The organism is uncultured Fibrobacter sp., assembly GCF_946062555.1.
In the GTDB taxonomy this organism is placed as follows: Bacteria; Fibrobacterota; Fibrobacteria; order Fibrobacterales; family Fibrobacteraceae; genus Fibrobacter.
The window spans coordinates 1-14,650 of the sequence record NZ_CAMGVQ010000005.1 but is presented as its reverse complement, the minus strand read 5'-3'; the positions used below and the strand labels follow the sequence as shown (position 1 = coordinate 14,650).

Sequence of the window (14,650 nt, the reverse complement as noted above, 5' to 3'; positions counted from 1 at the left end):
AAATGTTACTATTTTTTTACTACTAATCGTATTTTCGTTAACAAAATGTCAAAAAATCACTCATTTTAGCCCCAAACGCGCAATATCGTTGACAGAAATCAACGGAATTTGCTAGATTTGGTAGTCCTAGGCCCTGCGCAATGACTATTTGCGGGCAAATCGCCAGGGCGAAAGCAGCAACGGACTTGCGAATTTTTATGTGCTCAGGTCGCCTAGGATTTTTTTGCAACCGCCCCGGTTGCCTTTTTAGTTTAGATCCTTCGACAAGCTCAGGATACAGCAGCATGATTCTTTGGACCATTCGCCACACCAAGCCCTACAACCCGAACGACGTCTGCTACGGCAGGCTCGACTTTGATGTATCCCCCACTTTTGAAGAAGAAAGCGACGGGGCATTGAAAGCGTTGCTGGGCGCTGGCGCAAAACCCACAAGGATGTTTACGAGCCCCCTCTTGCGTTGTCTGCGACTCGCCGAAAAGGCAGAAAAGGCGACAGGACTTTCCATGGAGAAGCGCGAAGAAATCATCGAGATGAACTTCGGCACCTGGGAAGGCCAGAAACTCACGGAAGTTCCTCGCGAAGAAATGGCGGCCTGGGCACGCGACCTGCGCGGATACAAGTTCAAGGACGGCGAATGTTTTTATGATATCGACCGCCGCGTGCAGTCGCTGCTGGACACGCTCGACGACAACGGCGAAGTCCTGTGGATTACGCACGCGGGCGTGATTGCCGCATTGCAGCACTTTGCCTGCGGGCTCCCCGACGAACAGTTCGTAGAAGGAGCCTTTAGTTACGCCATGGTAACCCGTTTCGAGTTCAAGCGCGACGCCGAAGGACACTTCCGCGGAACATTCGAAAAAATCCACGACGGCATCCAGATGCAACCGCTGAAAATCGGCTAAAGTATTTAAGCAGAAATGGCGATTCCGGGACATGCCCGGAATGACAGTTAAAAATCAAACGACATCAGCGCCTGCACGCCGCCTTCGAGACGCGGGAGCACGGCCAGGTGCATCGGGTTGTCGAAATCGCTCAACAGGGCATCGACCGCAGCATCGCCAACGGAATACAGATAAATTAAAGCTATTGCCCAAATGTACTGGTTACGGTTCTTGCGGTAGTAGGTGATGCGTTCGCAGACGCGTTCGTATTCCTCGGACGATGTACTTTCCTTTTCGACCAGGTGCTTACGGTCCAGATAGTATTCCACCATGTTCTGCGATGTCCAGATGCTGGTGGCTGAACCGATGAACGCCATATACAACAACCCCATCTTGCCGAATTCGCGATTGTACATCTGCCCAAAACCAGGGATAATCGACCAGAGAAGAGCGGTTTTCATGCTCTTGAGTTCAACACTACGGTAATTGTTGTTATACCAGATTCCAAACGCATCAAAGAAACTATACAAATACAATCCGTACATCCAGGCAGTTTCAGCCTTGCGGAGATCTTCTTGTTCCATCTTCTTGTCATTTTTTTCGCGGACGCGTGCCACGAACTCGGCGCGTTTTTCGTGATAATATTCGAGACTGTCCCGCGTAGAGGAATGGAGCAACCATTGCGTATAGATCCCGACCGAATCCTGGAACGGTTTCGTCTGTTCCCGCACGCGGCGGTCCTGGTAACTCTTGTTCGCCGTCACCTCGTAAAGAAGCAACAACTCGATGCCCGTAATAAAGCCGCCCCGCACGTAATGTTCCGTATAGTACTGACCGCCACCGGGGAAAATGGCAAACAGCAGCGTAAGCGGCAATGAATTATGCGATGTCGGAATATCCCACTCGTTCACCGTAAGCGTATCAATAGCGACAATGCCCGTCTTGCCCTTTTGCAAGGGATCTGCCGGAGCTACAGAATCCACCACAGAGGAATCCGTTACAGCCGCCGTTTCTGGAGCTGGTTCTGGAGCAGGTTCAACTTCTGCAGGATGTTCTGCAACTTTTTCCGCCAGATTGTCGTCGGCAAAGGACGGCACCGCAAACAGTACCGCCAAGACAACGCCCATAATAAACGAACGGAAAAACATCGAGCGTGAATATAGAAAATAGTTGATAAGGCATAGTCGCTTCTACGGCAAGCCCAGGGACCTTTTACGGTTGCAGATAGCCGCGCTTCGCTCGCAATAACGTTATTCCAAATTCGTTTTTTTCTACTTTTTTTCACAGATTTACTTCATTGTCATTTTATGACATTAAATTTACCTATATTTGGTAATGTAAAAGGAAAGAACATGGCAAACGAAACGAAAATAATCGAAATGGCCGAACTGGACGAAATCGAGCGCAGCGAAGACCTCGCCACCATCCGCGAAAAGACGCAGGAAATCGCTCGACAGATTCAGCAGATTCTTCTGGAGCGCGGCCAGATGATGGCCACCGCCGAATCGCTTACGGGCGGTCTCGTGGCAAGCCACATCGTCGATATTGCCGGAAGTTCCGCCGTGTTCGCCGGAGGCATTGTCGCCTACCAGAACGAAATCAAGGAAGCTCTTCTCGGAGTCCCGCATTCCGTTCTCGAGGAAAAGGGGGCCGTTTCTGCCGAAACAGTGCTCAACATGACCGAAGGTGCCCGCAAAAAATTCGGTTGCCAGTGGGCAATCGCCACCTCGGGAATCGCAGGTCCGGGTGGTGCAGAGCCCGGCAAACCCGTCGGCACCGTATGGATGGCAGTGGCCAATGGTAAAAAAAATACGGCTTTTTGTAAAATTTTCGCAGGAAACCGCACTTGTGTGCGTGAAAAAAGCGTGTATAGTGTATTGGGCAAGTTACTTTTTTTGCTAAATAACCAAAAAAGCACTTGCACAAGTGAACACTAAATGTTATATTTAAAAACGAAAAAACAAAATGGAGTCCAATATGGCTAAGAAAACAACAACCCCGACCAGCAACCTTTCCGCAGACAAGGCAAAGGCAGTAGAAGCCGCCATCGCCCAGATTGAAAAGAATTATGGTAAAGGTTCCATCATGGCTCTCGGCCAGCAGCCCGTCGAAGACATTCCCGTGATCCCGACCGGCTGTATCCAGCTCGACATGGCCCTCGGCGTGGGAGGTTTCCCCCGCGGCCGTATCATCGAAATCTACGGACCGGAATCTTCCGGTAAGACGACCCTCACCCTGCACGCCATTGCAGAAGCCCAGAAGCTTGGCGGTGTCGCAGCCTTCATCGACGCCGAACACGCTTTTGACGCCGTTTACGCCCGTAAGCTCGGCGTCGATATCGAATCCCTGCTCGTTTCCCAGCCGGACACCGGTGAACAGGCCCTTGACATCGCCGAGACCCTCGTGCGTTCCGGAGCCATCGACATCATCGTCATCGACTCCGTGGCGGCCCTCGTTCCGCAGGCAGAAATCAACGGCGAAATGGGCGACAACCATGTCGGCCTGCAGGCTCGCCTCATGAGCCAGGCCCTGCGTAAGCTCACCGGCATCCTCTCGAAGTCCAACACCTGCATGCTGTTCATCAACCAGCTGCGTATGAAGATCGGCGTGATGTTCGGCAACCCCGAAACGACCACCGGCGGTAACGCCCTGAAGTTCTACGCCACGCAGCGTATCGATATCCGCCGTATCGCCGCTATCAAGGACGGCGAAGAAGTCATCGGTAACCGCACCCGCGTCAAGGTGGTAAAGAACAAGGTGGCAGCTCCGTTCACCCAGTGCGAATTCGACATCCTTTACGGTTGCGGAATTTCCCGCGAAGCCTCTATCCTTGACCTCGCCACCGAGCTCGACATCATCCAGAAGAGCGGTTCCTGGTTCAGCTACAACAACGAACGCATCGGTCAGGGTCGCGAAAACACCCGCCTGTTCCTGAAGGACAACGTGGAACTCTGCAACGAAATCGAGCAGAAGATCCGCGAAAGCATGAAGGACGTGGAATTGTTCAAGCTGAACGAAGGTGATTCCATCGAAGCCGACGAAGGCGAAGAAGTCGCCGTTAGCGACGAAGCATAAAAGTCATTCAAAGTCATCAGGAACAGCATCTCTGGATTCCGTCGCCTAGCGGCTCCTGAATGACGAACCGGAGCATTCTGCGATTCCATTACGGGAAACTGCGGCTCGCTCCTGAATGACGAACCTTTTCTTCCTGAAGAGCAACAAACCCCGACCAATCCTTTAGCCATTGGGACAGGTCGGGGTTTTCCGTTTACAGATCAAGGCGGCATCGAGCCGAAGCGCCCAGTCTAATTTATTTGCTATTTTATAAATATGTTCAGCAAAATAAAGAATGCGATGATTGCAATTGCCGGAATTGCCACCTTGTGCCACTCCCAGTCGTCGTGTCCACATTTTTTGCTGGAAAGCCCGATGGTCGTGAACATCGAGGGATTTTTCATCAACCAGAAGATGTCACGAGCAAGCCTCGACGTGGAATGGCGACACCATCCAGATGCACTGGACACATTCTTTGTGAACCAGCCTGACGCTCCCAAGTTCAACTTCATTACTGCGGGCGAATACCGCTATATGGAATTCCCAGATATCAAGGTCAAGCGTCAACTGGGAACGCACCATCTCAAGGAAAACATCGGCGAGACTCCCCTGAAACTTGACGACATGGAGCTTCTCGCAAACGGGCAGTTCCTGTGCAAGGATTCTACGGAACAAAAGCCGAACATTCTGTCGACCGCCTTCTCGATGGCCTGGTGGAACCTGGTTGCAGATTCGCTGCCCACGCCATCCAAGGTCACCATGAACGGCGCACGCAAAGAAAAGCGAACCTTCAGCATCCGTCAGTGGAAAAACTACTCGGGTGAAATGCTCCCCACCCTCGTAAAGCTGGAAAGCGAAAGATACAGTGGCGAACTTTGGATCCGTTCCGCCTATCCGATGCAAGCGCTCGCAAGCGACCCGTTGAAGAACAAGGTCGAAGGCAAGACCAAGCAGCCGCTACCGGACCTCTTTAGAAAAATTCCGGTGAAAGGGGAAAGAAAAATACCCCTGATACTCAAGCTGAATCAGGAACTGCTGCGCGAGTGATCCGTTATAGAACCGCTTTTCGGTGCGGCTCCAGCCACCAACTTCCAAGATTATGTTCTGCAGGCCGTCATCCCAGAAGAAATGCGTACCGAGCATTGCCTTGCCATAACTGAGCGACTCCTTCTGCACCGTATTCTTCTCGCGCAAAAGGCCAGTCTTGTAAAAGCTCGATTCGAACAGCACCGCGAAGTTATTGTTCAGGGGAATTCGACCGTAACCTTCCAGGACGATGATAAAATCGCGGCTGAACACGGGAATATTCCTGCGGTAGTCGTAGCTTTTGCCTTCGAAGTCGGTACTGATGTCCGACAGGACATAGTGGAACTTCAACCCCAGGATGGAGCCCTTCGGAAAGGAATAGCTGAGGCTTGCGGCAAGGTCAATAAGCTGCATATAGTTAATATCGTCGTCACCCTCGTAAAGGTTATCCGTGATGTAGTCGGCGTTCCAGCTTTCAGCAATGCGCCCCTCGCCTTCCACCTCGGCAGTCACCATTTCCTGGTTAGACTGGAAATAAACATAGCTTTCATAAACCGCGTTGAGTTCCAGCTGCGGATTCGTCTTGAACGGACGGATTCCGAGCCCAGCGAGGTAACCGCCATAAAACGGAGACACCTCCAGCGCGGCATCCATACGCAGGTAGGTCGGATTGATATCGAGACGTTCCCCGTACGCTAGATCCTGCAAGGGTTCGAGCCAGGTATAGTGCAGCATACCCGTCGCCTGCGGAAGCCACTGGCCCCACACGAACGGGGCGTTTCCCATCAGGCTCCAGGAAAGGTTCGGGCCGTAACGGAAGCCATAATTGGCAATTTCATTGAAACCGTCAGCTAAGGAGGCGACGTTGCAAGTAAAAAAAACTACAATAAAGGCCGAAAATTTCTTAAAAAAAGACATTTCGGGATAAAATTTAAAATAATTTTCCCATTTGCGCCATAAATTCTTATTTTGTAGGCATTAATTTATAGGAGTCACTATGAAGCTGTCTCATTTATGCGTGCTTGGCGTGAGCGCCCTGATGTTCTGGGCATGCGCTAGCCGTTATTCCTCCCCCATCCTGATTGAACGTGGCGAAGGTCGCAAGGAATACGAACGCGAATACTTTGCCGTCAAGGAAAGTATGGGCATCGACAAGCGTCTTAAGGACGTGTTCAAGCAGGGCTATATCGAAGAAGGCATGACCAACGACATGGTCAACCTGCTGTGGGGCCCTCCCGACCACGAAAAGACCAACGACAAGACGAGCATCTGGGAATACTACACCCGCGAAGGTAAGCTCATTACCCGCCTTATCTGGAAGCACCCTGACCAGGCTCGCCTGAAGGGCTACGAGAACGAATGGATCCTGGAAAAAATCGAAGGCGACCGCTACGGTGGTTCTCCGGCTCCGACCTCCAAGCATTCCAGCAACTACTAATTCATTAGGGATTCCGGGTCAAACCCCGGAATGACATAATGGAGTTGTCATGCCCGCTATCGCGCGGGCATCTTCTTTTTTTGCAAAAAAGAAAGACCGACTACCGCCTTCGGTTGAATTTTACTAAATTTAGGCGCGTTAAATTTTAAACCTCTCAAGGAGTTAATTATGCGTCAGTATATCATTGCTGGTAACTGGAAGATGAACAAGACCGTTAGCGAATCCGTTCAGCTCGCTAAGGATATCGTGGAAGCCGTCAAGGACGTGAAGAAGACCGAAGTGGTCATCGCCCCGACTTACCTCGCCGCTGCTAAGGTTGCAGACGTCATCAAGGGTACCAACGTGAAGCTCGCCATCCAGGACATCCACTGGAAGGACCAGGGCGCATACACGGGCAAGGTTTCCATCGACATGGTCAAGGAAATCGGTGCCGAATACGTGATTATCGGTCACTCCGAACAGCGCCAGTACTTCCACGAAACGGAAGAAACCGTCAACCTGAAGGTCAAGAAGACTCTCGAAGCCGGTCTGAAGCCGATCATCTGCATTGGCGAAACCCTCGACCAGCGCAACGGCGGCATCCTGAAGGAAGTCCTCGGTCTCCAGATCAAGGGCGCCTTCAAGGACGTTTCTGCCGAAGACGCCGCCAAGTGCGTTCTCGCTTACGAACCGGTTTGGGCAATCGGTACTGGCGTTACCGCTACCGACGAACAGGCTCAGGACACCCAGGCCTACGCTCGCTCCGTTGTCAAGGAAATCTACGGTGAAGCTGTTGCCGAAGGTATGCGCATCCAGTACGGTGGTTCCATGAAGGGTGCCAACGCTGCCGGCCTCCTCGCCCAGAAGGACATCGATGGCGGTCTCATTGGTGGTGCAGGCCTCAAGGCTAACACCTTCAAGGAAATCATCGACGCTGCCGAAGCTCGCTAATCAAAACTTTAAACTCAAGGTAAAACGACTATGACAACTCTCTTTTGGATTGGTATCGTCCTGCACGTGTTCCTGTGCCTCTTCCTCATGTTGCTCGTTCTGGTTCAGAACGACAAGATGGGCGGTCTCGCAGGCCTCGGCGGCATGACTTCCCAGTCTGCCTTCTCTACCGCAGGTGCCGCGACCTTCATCCAGAAGTTGACCCGCGTCGTGGCCGTGATCTTCTTTATCGTCGTATTCGCCCTCGGCCTGATTACTGCCAAGCAGGACCAGGCTGTCGAAGAATCTTCGATGCAGAAGGCTACCCGCGAAAACGCTGCTCAGCAGCAAGCCCCGGCTCCGGCACTCCCGGCTGACTTTGCAGTTCCCGCTAACGCTGCTGCACCGGCCGCCGACGTTGCTCCGGCTACAGAAGCTCCTGCTTCGGAAGCTCCTGCCGCTCCGGCTGAAGCCAAGTAAGGTTTTGTCTCGCGCGGCTTAGGCTGCGCAGGCAACGCTGCGGTCGTGGTGGAATTGGTAGACACGCTAGCTTGAGGTGCTAGTGGGAGCGATCCCATGACAGTTCAAGTCTGTCCGACCGCATTACGAAGTCCGCCCTGCTAACAGTGGGGTGGATTTTTTTGCGGCATAGCCGCAGTGTATGAGGTCGGGCCTCCGAGGAGTGAGCACGGCGCTTCGCGTCTTTGAGGTTTTATGGTCGCGCCGTTGATATTTTGACACAAAGCACAGCAAGTGCGACCTCACAGTTCAAAGGCTTGCAAAGCAAGCCGACCTTAAACCTATTATCTACATTTCTATAAGAGGTTTATCTATGCAGAATACATTAGTCGCGCCGGTCGGAGTCCTGGGCTTTGGCGTCGAAGGCCAGAGCACTTTCAATTACCTTGTTCGTAACGGTATCAAGGACATCGTAATCATGGACAAAAACCCGGTGAAGTTACCGGAAGTTCCCGCCGGTATAAATGTGAAGGTGAGTTCCGGTGAAAACTATATGGACGGCCTTAAGGACTGCGTAACGGTGGTGCGTTCCGCAGGCGTTTACCCGATGAGTCCCGCGCTGTTCAAGTTCCAGATGAACGGCGGACTAATGACCAGCCAGATTCAGCTGTTTTTAGAACAAACTAAATCCAATAAGGTCGTTGGCGTTACAGGCACACTCGGCAAGGGTTCTACCGTAAGCATGATCAGCCACATCCTGACGAAGTGCGGCGTGAATAACGAGATTGGCGGCAACTTCGGTGTGCCGGCGTTAGACTTGCTCGAAACAGAAACGGCAGACCGAGTGAGCATTCTGGAGCTTTCGAGCTTTCAGCTGATGACCCTGTCGGTTTCGCCGGACGTAGGCGTGGTTCTGCGTGTATCAACGGAGCACCTGGATTGGCACCAGAGCGTCGAAGAATATCGTGACGCGAAAGCGAACTTGGTGCGTTGGCAGAAGCGCGCCGGCACCTGCGTTTACCTGAAGGATGCTGAACCGACCGCAAAGATTGCAGGCGAAAGCCCCGCTGGGACCAAATATGCAGTAAGTCTTAAGGATGGTCCGAGCGCGGGCGACGGAGACGCCGTCATCGACGGAGCCACCCTCGCCATCGACGGCGAGAAACTTTACCTTTCGGACTGCAAAGTGCGCGGCATCTACCAACTCGAAAACATGGCGGCGGCGACCCTCGCTTGCAAGGCCTTGGGCATTAAGGTGGCGAACGCATTCGAAGCGCTGAAAAGCTACGAAACACTCCCCTTCCGTATGGAATTCAAGGGCGAAAAGCGTGGCATCGAATTCTTTAACGACAGCTACGCCACACGCCCCGACGCGACGATCGCCGCGACCGCCAGCATGAAGCGCCCCTTCGCGCTGATTCTGGGCGGTTCCGAAAAGAACGCAGACTTTACCGAACTCTCGCAGATTCTGGTGAACGAACGTCCGAACCTCAAGCGAATCGCGCTCATCGGCGCTACAGCGGAACGCATGCTGGAATCGCTGAAGCAGGCCGGGCTAAAGGCCCCCGCAAACATCTTCCCCACTCTAGAAGAAGCGTTTGCAGACAGTTTGCAAATCGGCGAAGGCGGCGCAGTCATCATGAGCCCCGCCTGCGCAAGCTTCGGACTGTTCAAGAACTACAAAGTCCGCGGGCAGGTGTTTGACAAACTCGTCGCCGACATGTAATTCGGATTTCAGAATACAGATTTCGGAATTATCAATTTTAAAGTTATGCCGCACCCTGTGCGGCATTTTCTTTTTTTTCACTTTTTTTTCAAAAAAATTCGCCCTTACCCCTTTACAAGCGGAATGAATTAATCTAAATTTGGGTCGTTCCGCTAAGGACCACGCGGTCGTGGTGGAATTGGTAGACACGCTAGCTTGAGGTGCTAGTGGGAGCGATCCCATGACAGTTCAAGTCTGTCCGACCGCAGAAGAAAGACTCAGTGAAAACTGAGTCTTTTTTCGTTTTAAAACTAATCCAATACTTTGTCTCTAGAGATCACCTCGTTGTCAAATCAGGCTAGCAACGACATTAAACAAAAGACCTCCCCGGCATGAACCGAGAAGGTTTTTGGAGGTGTGTATGACTAAATTCTACTTGGCGGTATTCACCATGAATTTCTTGCCGCCCTGCACCTGCTTGAGCATGTAAACGCCCTTGCCAAAACCTGCAGCATTGAGGGCTTCGGCCGCATTAGCATGATCCAGGTTCACGGTCCCTATCACAGAGCCACGCAGGTCGAACACACGGTAAGCCGTATAGTGCATCGCCTTGAACGCAACCTTGTTCCCGATTGCAGTCGGACCTCCGATCGGGTCGGTATCTTCGGCATCCTTGCCCTTCACGAAGTTAATGTAGTCAATATCCATCCAGTCACCGGTCACGGTGAAGCGGAGGATATGCTTGCCCGCCGTGAGGGTCATGTTTTCCTTGACCTTGTTGTAGTCATCGTAGTTTTCTTCGCCGGAACTTGCCTGCGGCACGGCGATTTCTTCGGTAATGTCGTCACCGTCGATAGAAAGCTTGAAGCCTGAGGTCGCATTGGCCGAGGCTACCGCAGCATACATGGTGTAATCGCCTGCTTCAGCCACTTCCACAGTGTATTCCAGCCATTCCCCAGTCTGGTTATAGCCAACCACATAGCCCGTTGCCTTCTTGTAGATGTCTACACCCGTGCCTTCGCGGTAGCTCTTGCCGCCATTACTTTCGGCACCGTGATCATCGGAATCGTTATCGGCATAAGAATCATTGCCTGCGCCATAGCCCGGCTCATCGAAGTCTTCCATCTCGATCTTGCCCGGGATAGCCCAAGCCTTGCCGCCAAACGGCTGCTGCGGTTCAGGTTCGCGCTTGGTGCCCTGGAATTCCCATTCGATAATACCCATGGTGGAATCCTTAGAGCCCTTGAACACGAAGAAGAGTTCATCGACAACACCAGAAAGACCACTCATTTCGCAATCGTTATCGACATAGGAGTTCCAGTTACCCGTCTTTTCGAGGCTGCAGGTACCGGCGAGCGTGCCGCTCACGGAACCCTTGCGGATTTCAATCTTGTTGCCGTCGCCCACGTTCGCAGCCTTCACGCGGAGATTCTCGGCACCGTTACCAAAGTCCACGCCAGAAACGCGGATCCAGGATTCCTTCGTGCCAAGCGGAGTCAGCACATGCACCACGGGCTTGCCCTTGGTCCAGTCGGTACGGCTGCGCACGTTACGCTGCTTGGAACTCGTGAGTGCCTTGTAGGTATTGTACGGGTCGAAATTCTTGATTTGCTTGGGGCCCTCGCTCGTGAAGGTCAGTTCATTCATCTTGTCACCATCCCAGGTGAGTTCGTCGATGGACACGCTTCTGTGGTTTTCCTTGTTCGGGCTATTGGTGCACTGGCCCGACTGCGTGCAGGAACCCGGATGTTCGTCCGCAGTGACCAGGCGGCGGTCGTGATACACGGCATACCACTTGCCCTTGAATTCCGCAAAGCCCTGGTGGTTGTTTCCGCCCGCGTTATGGGCATCAGGCACCTTCCAGATAGCCGGAATGACCGTTCCTACAAACGTATAGGGGCCCATGATGTTATTGGACATGCTGTAGTCGATCACCTGCGGCTGCGTATTGAAGCTCAGATAATACGTGCTACCCTTCTTATGGATATAGGGAGCTTCGAAGGAACCCGGAGCATTGATGCGCTTCAGGGAATTCTTATCGAACGTAATCTTGCCATTGTTCTCGGTAAACTTAATGATATCCAGGTTGTTGCCATAGGGGCGCTGAGCGTTTTCGCCACCGCCGAAAACCACATAGCCCGTACCGTCATCTTCGATGAAAATGCCCGGGTCGAAGCAGTGGGCAATCTGGTCGCAGCTGCCAATCACGCTAGATCCAAAGGAAGCCGCAATGTAGTTCACGCCATGGGTTTCCTTGACAGGATCGGTATAGGGGCCATCGATGCTTGTCGCAGTAATCATGCCCACGCCGCTAGCGCCATTAGGGTAAACGATGTAGATTCTGCCCTTATGGACGGCGATGCCGGATGCCCAGGTATTGTCGGGGTAATTTCCAAACTCGCGTTTCGACTTGAAAATCATGCCGTGATCGGTCCAGTTCTTCATATCCTGTGAAGTGAACGCGTTAAGCCCCACAATATCGTAATTAAAATCTTTCTGAGGACTGTAGTCGTCGACATCGGTCAGGATGTAGAACGTATCGCCGTCAGATGCGGCAGAAGGGTCCGCCAAATAATGATATGTTGAAATCGGATTGTCGGCTAAGCCAAACACAGCCAAGCCCGCCAAAAGACAGGTGGCCCTTTTCCACACCTTTTTGTAATCCATATATCACTCCATACTGGAATCTACAACATGTAGACCCATCCAAAGTTAAAACTACCCCCTTTTTTGCGTAAGAACCAGTTAAATTTCAATATTGCTATGGATAAATTGACAACGGGGAAAATTCGGATTTCAGAGTTCGGATTTCGGAATTAGATTCAAAAAATTGGATTTTGCGATATGTTTTTTTATATTTGGGCTTAATGAACCGTTTTGAGCTTCTAAAGACCTCCAAAAAGTCAAAAGCGCGTCTTGGCGTGGTCCACACCGACCATGGCGACGTGACAACGCCGATTTTCATGCCTGTGGGCACCGAAGCGACCGTAAAAGCGGTAACGCCCGCGCAACTCAAGGACATCAAGGCCGAAATTATCCTTGCAAACACCTATCACCTTTACCTGCGCCCCACCACCCCGCGAATCGCAAAAGCGGGCGGCATCCACAAATTTATGGGCTGGGACGGCCCCGTCTTGACGGATAGCGGCGGATTCCAGGTATGGAGCTTAAAGGATTTGCGCAAAATCACCCCCGAAGGCGTGGAATTCAGGAGCATCCTGGACGGTTCGAAGCATTTTTTCAGCCCGGCAAGCGTCATGAACGCCCAGCGCGAAATCGGCGCTGATATCATTATGGCGCTTGACGAATGTACTCCGTTCCCGAGTACCGCCAAGGAAGCCGAACATAGCCTCAAGTTCACGCTCAAGTGGACGGCCGAGGCCATGCAATGGCTCAAGGAACACCCGCCCATTCACGGCTACGACCAGCAATTCTTCGGAATCATCCAGGGCGGCATGCACAAGGACCTGCGCAAGCAGGCTATCGAACGCATCGCGGAACTCGGCCCCGACGGTTATGCCATGGGCGGCCTTTCTGTCGGCGAACCGACCGAAACCATGTACGAAATCGCCGACTTCTGCACCGACATTCTGCCGCAGGACCACGCCCGCTACGTGATGGGCGTCGGAACACCGTGGAACCTGCTCGAACTCATCGAGCGCGGCGTGGACATGTGCGACTGCGTGATGCCTACCCGAAACGCCCGCAACGGAATGCTCTTTACCAGCGAAGGTGTATTACGCTACAAGGCCGCCCGCCATGCCGAAGAATTCGACAAGCCGGTCGACCCGAATTGCGACTGCTATTGCTGCCGTAACTTTAGCCGCGCGTATCTGCGCCACCTGCATCACGCCGGAGAATCCCTCGGGTTTACGCTTGCAAGCATTCACAACCTGCACTTTTACCTGCACCTGATGCGCGAGGCCAAGCAGCACATCGCCGACGACACCTTCGAGGAATGGAAAAAGGAAAAGTGCGAAATTTTGCAGCGCGACCTTCAATAGTCCCGAGCACTTAAAAAGGTCCAGCATTCTTTGCCGGACCTTTTATCAAACCCCCCGATTTTTCAATTATTCTACGGACTTGCCCTTTTCAACTGCGTCGGCAAGGGACATACCGGTAAATTCCTGCGCGCTGAACCAACGGCCGCTCTTCATGTCGTCAAGAAGCACAGACACCATGGAACCTGGAATCACGGATTCGGGAGCGTTAGGTGCGTTCGGGCCGCCGAGATCCGTGCGGAGCCAACCCGGATCCATCACGTTCATCATCACGTCGGTGCCATTCAGCTTGCAGGCGAAATCCTTCACGAACTTGGTGAGGGCGGCCTTGGCGCACGCATACCCCATCAGTTCGGGTTCATTCGCAATACCGCTCGTGGTGAGCTGCATACGGCCAAAACCGCGCTTGATCATACCCGGCAAGAAATGATAGGCAATCTTGATAGGGGCAAAGAAATTCACCGCCATGGCGTGGTGGAAATCGTCCATGGTATTGGTCAGATAGTCGGTAAAGTAATGGCTCATGAGTCCAGCATTGTTGAACACCAAGTCTACCTGCACTCCCCAGCTATCAATTTCGGCAAGCGCCGCATCAATTTCGGATTCGTTTTCAAGGTTACAGCCTACGGCGCAGACTTCAACACCATATTTTTTGAGTTCGGCAATCACCGGTTCGGCATGAGCTTTATCGCGCCCCTGCAAAATGATGTTCGCACCGAGTTTCGCCATTTCAATAGCGGTGAGACGGCCAACTCCACGGCAGCCGCCGGTAATCAAGGTCCATTTGCCCTTCACATCGATCATAATCCATCCTTTTTATTTTAACGACGAAACAATCCGCCATATTTCCAAATAAAAAATAGACTTTCGCACCCCAAAAAGCAAAACAAATCCGCCCTTTTCTGTATACAAAAGTAAAGGGAAGGTTTTTCATTCCTTAAGCAGGAATGCAGCCACTGGATCCCGCCCCATACTGGGGCAGGATGACGTATGGGGATACTGGGGCGGGATGACGAACGGGGATACTGGGGCAGGATGACGTATGGGGATACTGGGGCGGGATGACGAACGGGGGTACTGGGGCGGGATGACGTACGGGGATACTGAGGCAGGATGACGTACGGGGATACTGGGGCGGGATGACGAACGGGGATACTGGGGCAGGATGACGTACGGG

The 14,650-nt window shown here is 52.5% G+C and carries 12 protein-coding genes, 2 tRNA genes, 1 other RNA gene and 1 pseudogene; 12 read left to right on the top strand and 4 right to left on the bottom strand.

Annotated elements, in window-relative coordinates:
* Positions 1 to 124 precede the first annotated feature (124 nt).
* Together ffs and Q0P86_RS02220 are read left to right on the top strand one after the other, a co-directional pair.
* Positions 125 to 221, top strand: an RNA gene (gene ffs, locus Q0P86_RS02225) — signal recognition particle sRNA small type.
* Positions 222 to 284: 63 nt separating this feature from the next.
* Entirely contained in the window at positions 285 to 902 is a 618-nt protein-coding gene (locus tag Q0P86_RS02220) for a histidine phosphatase family protein (protein WP_295037136.1), read from the top strand.
* Positions 903 to 949: 47 nt separating this feature from the next.
* Here Q0P86_RS02220 and Q0P86_RS02215 read toward each other — a convergent pair whose 3' ends face one another.
* Positions 950 to 2,029 carry a DUF5683 domain-containing protein gene (locus Q0P86_RS02215; RefSeq protein WP_291023120.1) on the bottom strand — a complete coding sequence of 360 codons (1,080 nt, stop codon included), beginning with the start codon at positions 2,027 to 2,029 and terminating at the stop codon, positions 950 to 952.
* A 204-nt stretch (positions 2,030 to 2,233) separates the two neighbouring features.
* On the opposite strand from Q0P86_RS02215, the gene Q0P86_RS02210 reads away from it, so the two are divergent.
* From Q0P86_RS02210 to Q0P86_RS02200, 3 genes and pseudogenes are all read left to right on the top strand, one after another.
* Entirely contained in the window at positions 2,234 to 2,818 is a 585-nt protein-coding gene (locus Q0P86_RS02210) for a CinA family protein (protein ID WP_290995601.1), read from the top strand.
* Between the two features lie 40 nt (positions 2,819 to 2,858).
* A pseudogene (recA, locus tag Q0P86_RS02205) lies at positions 2,859 to 3,866 on the top strand (recombinase RecA); the annotation flags it as partial.
* A 345-nt stretch (positions 3,867 to 4,211) separates the two neighbouring features.
* Complete coding sequence (locus Q0P86_RS02200) at positions 4,212 to 4,982, top strand: hypothetical protein (protein ID WP_290995597.1); 771 nt, start codon at positions 4,212 to 4,214, stop codon at positions 4,980 to 4,982.
* Here Q0P86_RS02200 and Q0P86_RS02195 read toward each other — a convergent pair.
* The gene (locus tag Q0P86_RS02195) at positions 4,893 to 5,879 is read right to left on the bottom strand and encodes a hypothetical protein (RefSeq protein ID WP_290995595.1); all 987 of its coding nucleotides are present in this window, start codon (positions 5,877 to 5,879) and stop codon (positions 4,893 to 4,895) included. The two genes, Q0P86_RS02200 and Q0P86_RS02195, sit on opposite strands and share 90 nt — an antisense overlap.
* A 79-nt stretch (positions 5,880 to 5,958) precedes the next feature.
* On the opposite strand from Q0P86_RS02195, the gene Q0P86_RS02190 reads away from it, so the two are divergent.
* From Q0P86_RS02190 to Q0P86_RS02165, 6 genes are all read left to right on the top strand, one after another.
* Entirely contained in the window at positions 5,959 to 6,399 is a 441-nt protein-coding gene (locus tag Q0P86_RS02190) for a hypothetical protein (protein WP_290995593.1), read from the top strand.
* Between the two features lie 168 nt (positions 6,400 to 6,567).
* A complete protein-coding gene (gene tpiA, locus Q0P86_RS02185; RefSeq protein WP_290995590.1) occupies positions 6,568 to 7,329 on the top strand; it encodes a triose-phosphate isomerase in 762 nt (253 codons plus the stop codon).
* Between the two features lie 30 nt (positions 7,330 to 7,359).
* Positions 7,360 to 7,788, top strand: a complete 429-nt coding sequence (gene secG / locus Q0P86_RS02180) for a preprotein translocase subunit SecG (RefSeq protein WP_290995587.1) — start codon at positions 7,360 to 7,362, stop codon at positions 7,786 to 7,788.
* Positions 7,789 to 7,827: 39 nt separating this feature from the next.
* Positions 7,828 to 7,911: transfer RNA gene (locus Q0P86_RS02175), tRNA-Leu, on the top strand.
* A gap of 229 nt (positions 7,912 to 8,140) precedes the next feature.
* Positions 8,141 to 9,493, top strand: coding sequence for a UDP-N-acetylmuramoyl-L-alanine--D-glutamate ligase (gene murD, locus Q0P86_RS02170; protein WP_295037132.1), 1,353 nt, complete (start codon positions 8,141 to 8,143; stop codon positions 9,491 to 9,493).
* Between the two features lie 163 nt (positions 9,494 to 9,656).
* Positions 9,657 to 9,740 (top strand) — tRNA-Leu (locus tag Q0P86_RS02165).
* 164 nt (positions 9,741 to 9,904) lie between these two features.
* On the opposite strand, the gene Q0P86_RS02160 is transcribed toward Q0P86_RS02165, so the two are convergent.
* Positions 9,905 to 12,139, bottom strand: coding sequence for a carbohydrate-binding protein (locus Q0P86_RS02160; RefSeq protein ID WP_295037130.1), 2,235 nt, complete (start codon positions 12,137 to 12,139; stop codon positions 9,905 to 9,907).
* 200 nt (positions 12,140 to 12,339) lie between these two features.
* On the opposite strand from Q0P86_RS02160, the gene tgt reads away from it, so the two are divergent.
* Complete coding sequence (tgt, locus tag Q0P86_RS02155) at positions 12,340 to 13,476, top strand: tRNA guanosine(34) transglycosylase Tgt (RefSeq protein ID WP_073317409.1); 1,137 nt, start codon at positions 12,340 to 12,342, stop codon at positions 13,474 to 13,476.
* 66 nt (positions 13,477 to 13,542) lie between these two features.
* Here the strand turns inward: tgt and Q0P86_RS02150 are convergent, their stop codons facing one another.
* Complete coding sequence (locus tag Q0P86_RS02150; RefSeq protein ID WP_294111596.1) at positions 13,543 to 14,277, bottom strand: SDR family oxidoreductase; 735 nt, start codon at positions 14,275 to 14,277, stop codon at positions 13,543 to 13,545.
* Positions 14,278 to 14,650: the final 373 nt, after the last annotated feature.

Bases quoted from the DNA above. Each gene is read 5' to 3' on its own strand.
- Q0P86_RS02210 (WP_290995601.1), top strand. From the start codon at position 2,234: ATGGCAAACGAAACGAAAATAATCGAAATGGCCGAACTGGACGAAATC.
- secG (WP_290995587.1), top strand. From the start codon at position 7,360: ATGACAACTCTCTTTTGGATTGGTATCGTCCTGCACGTGTTCCTGTGC.
- murD (WP_295037132.1), top strand. From the start codon at position 8,141: ATGCAGAATACATTAGTCGCGCCGGTCGGAGTCCTGGGCTTTGGCGTC.
- Q0P86_RS02160 (WP_295037130.1), bottom strand. From the start codon at position 12,139: ATGGATTACAAAAAGGTGTGGAAAAGGGCCACCTGTCTTTTGGCGGGC.
- tgt (WP_073317409.1), top strand. From the start codon at position 12,340: ATGAACCGTTTTGAGCTTCTAAAGACCTCCAAAAAGTCAAAAGCGCGT.
- tpiA (WP_290995590.1), top strand. From the start codon at position 6,568: ATGCGTCAGTATATCATTGCTGGTAACTGGAAGATGAACAAGACCGTT.
- Q0P86_RS02215 (WP_291023120.1), bottom strand. From the start codon at position 2,029: ATGTTTTTCCGTTCGTTTATTATGGGCGTTGTCTTGGCGGTACTGTTT.
- Q0P86_RS02150 (WP_294111596.1), bottom strand. From the start codon at position 14,277: ATGATCGATGTGAAGGGCAAATGGACCTTGATTACCGGCGGCTGCCGT.
- Q0P86_RS02190 (WP_290995593.1), top strand. From the start codon at position 5,959: ATGAAGCTGTCTCATTTATGCGTGCTTGGCGTGAGCGCCCTGATGTTC.
- Q0P86_RS02200 (WP_290995597.1), top strand. From the start codon at position 4,212: ATGTTCAGCAAAATAAAGAATGCGATGATTGCAATTGCCGGAATTGCC.
- Q0P86_RS02220 (WP_295037136.1), top strand. From the start codon at position 285: ATGATTCTTTGGACCATTCGCCACACCAAGCCCTACAACCCGAACGAC.
- Q0P86_RS02195 (WP_290995595.1), bottom strand. From the start codon at position 5,879: ATGTCTTTTTTTAAGAAATTTTCGGCCTTTATTGTAGTTTTTTTTACT.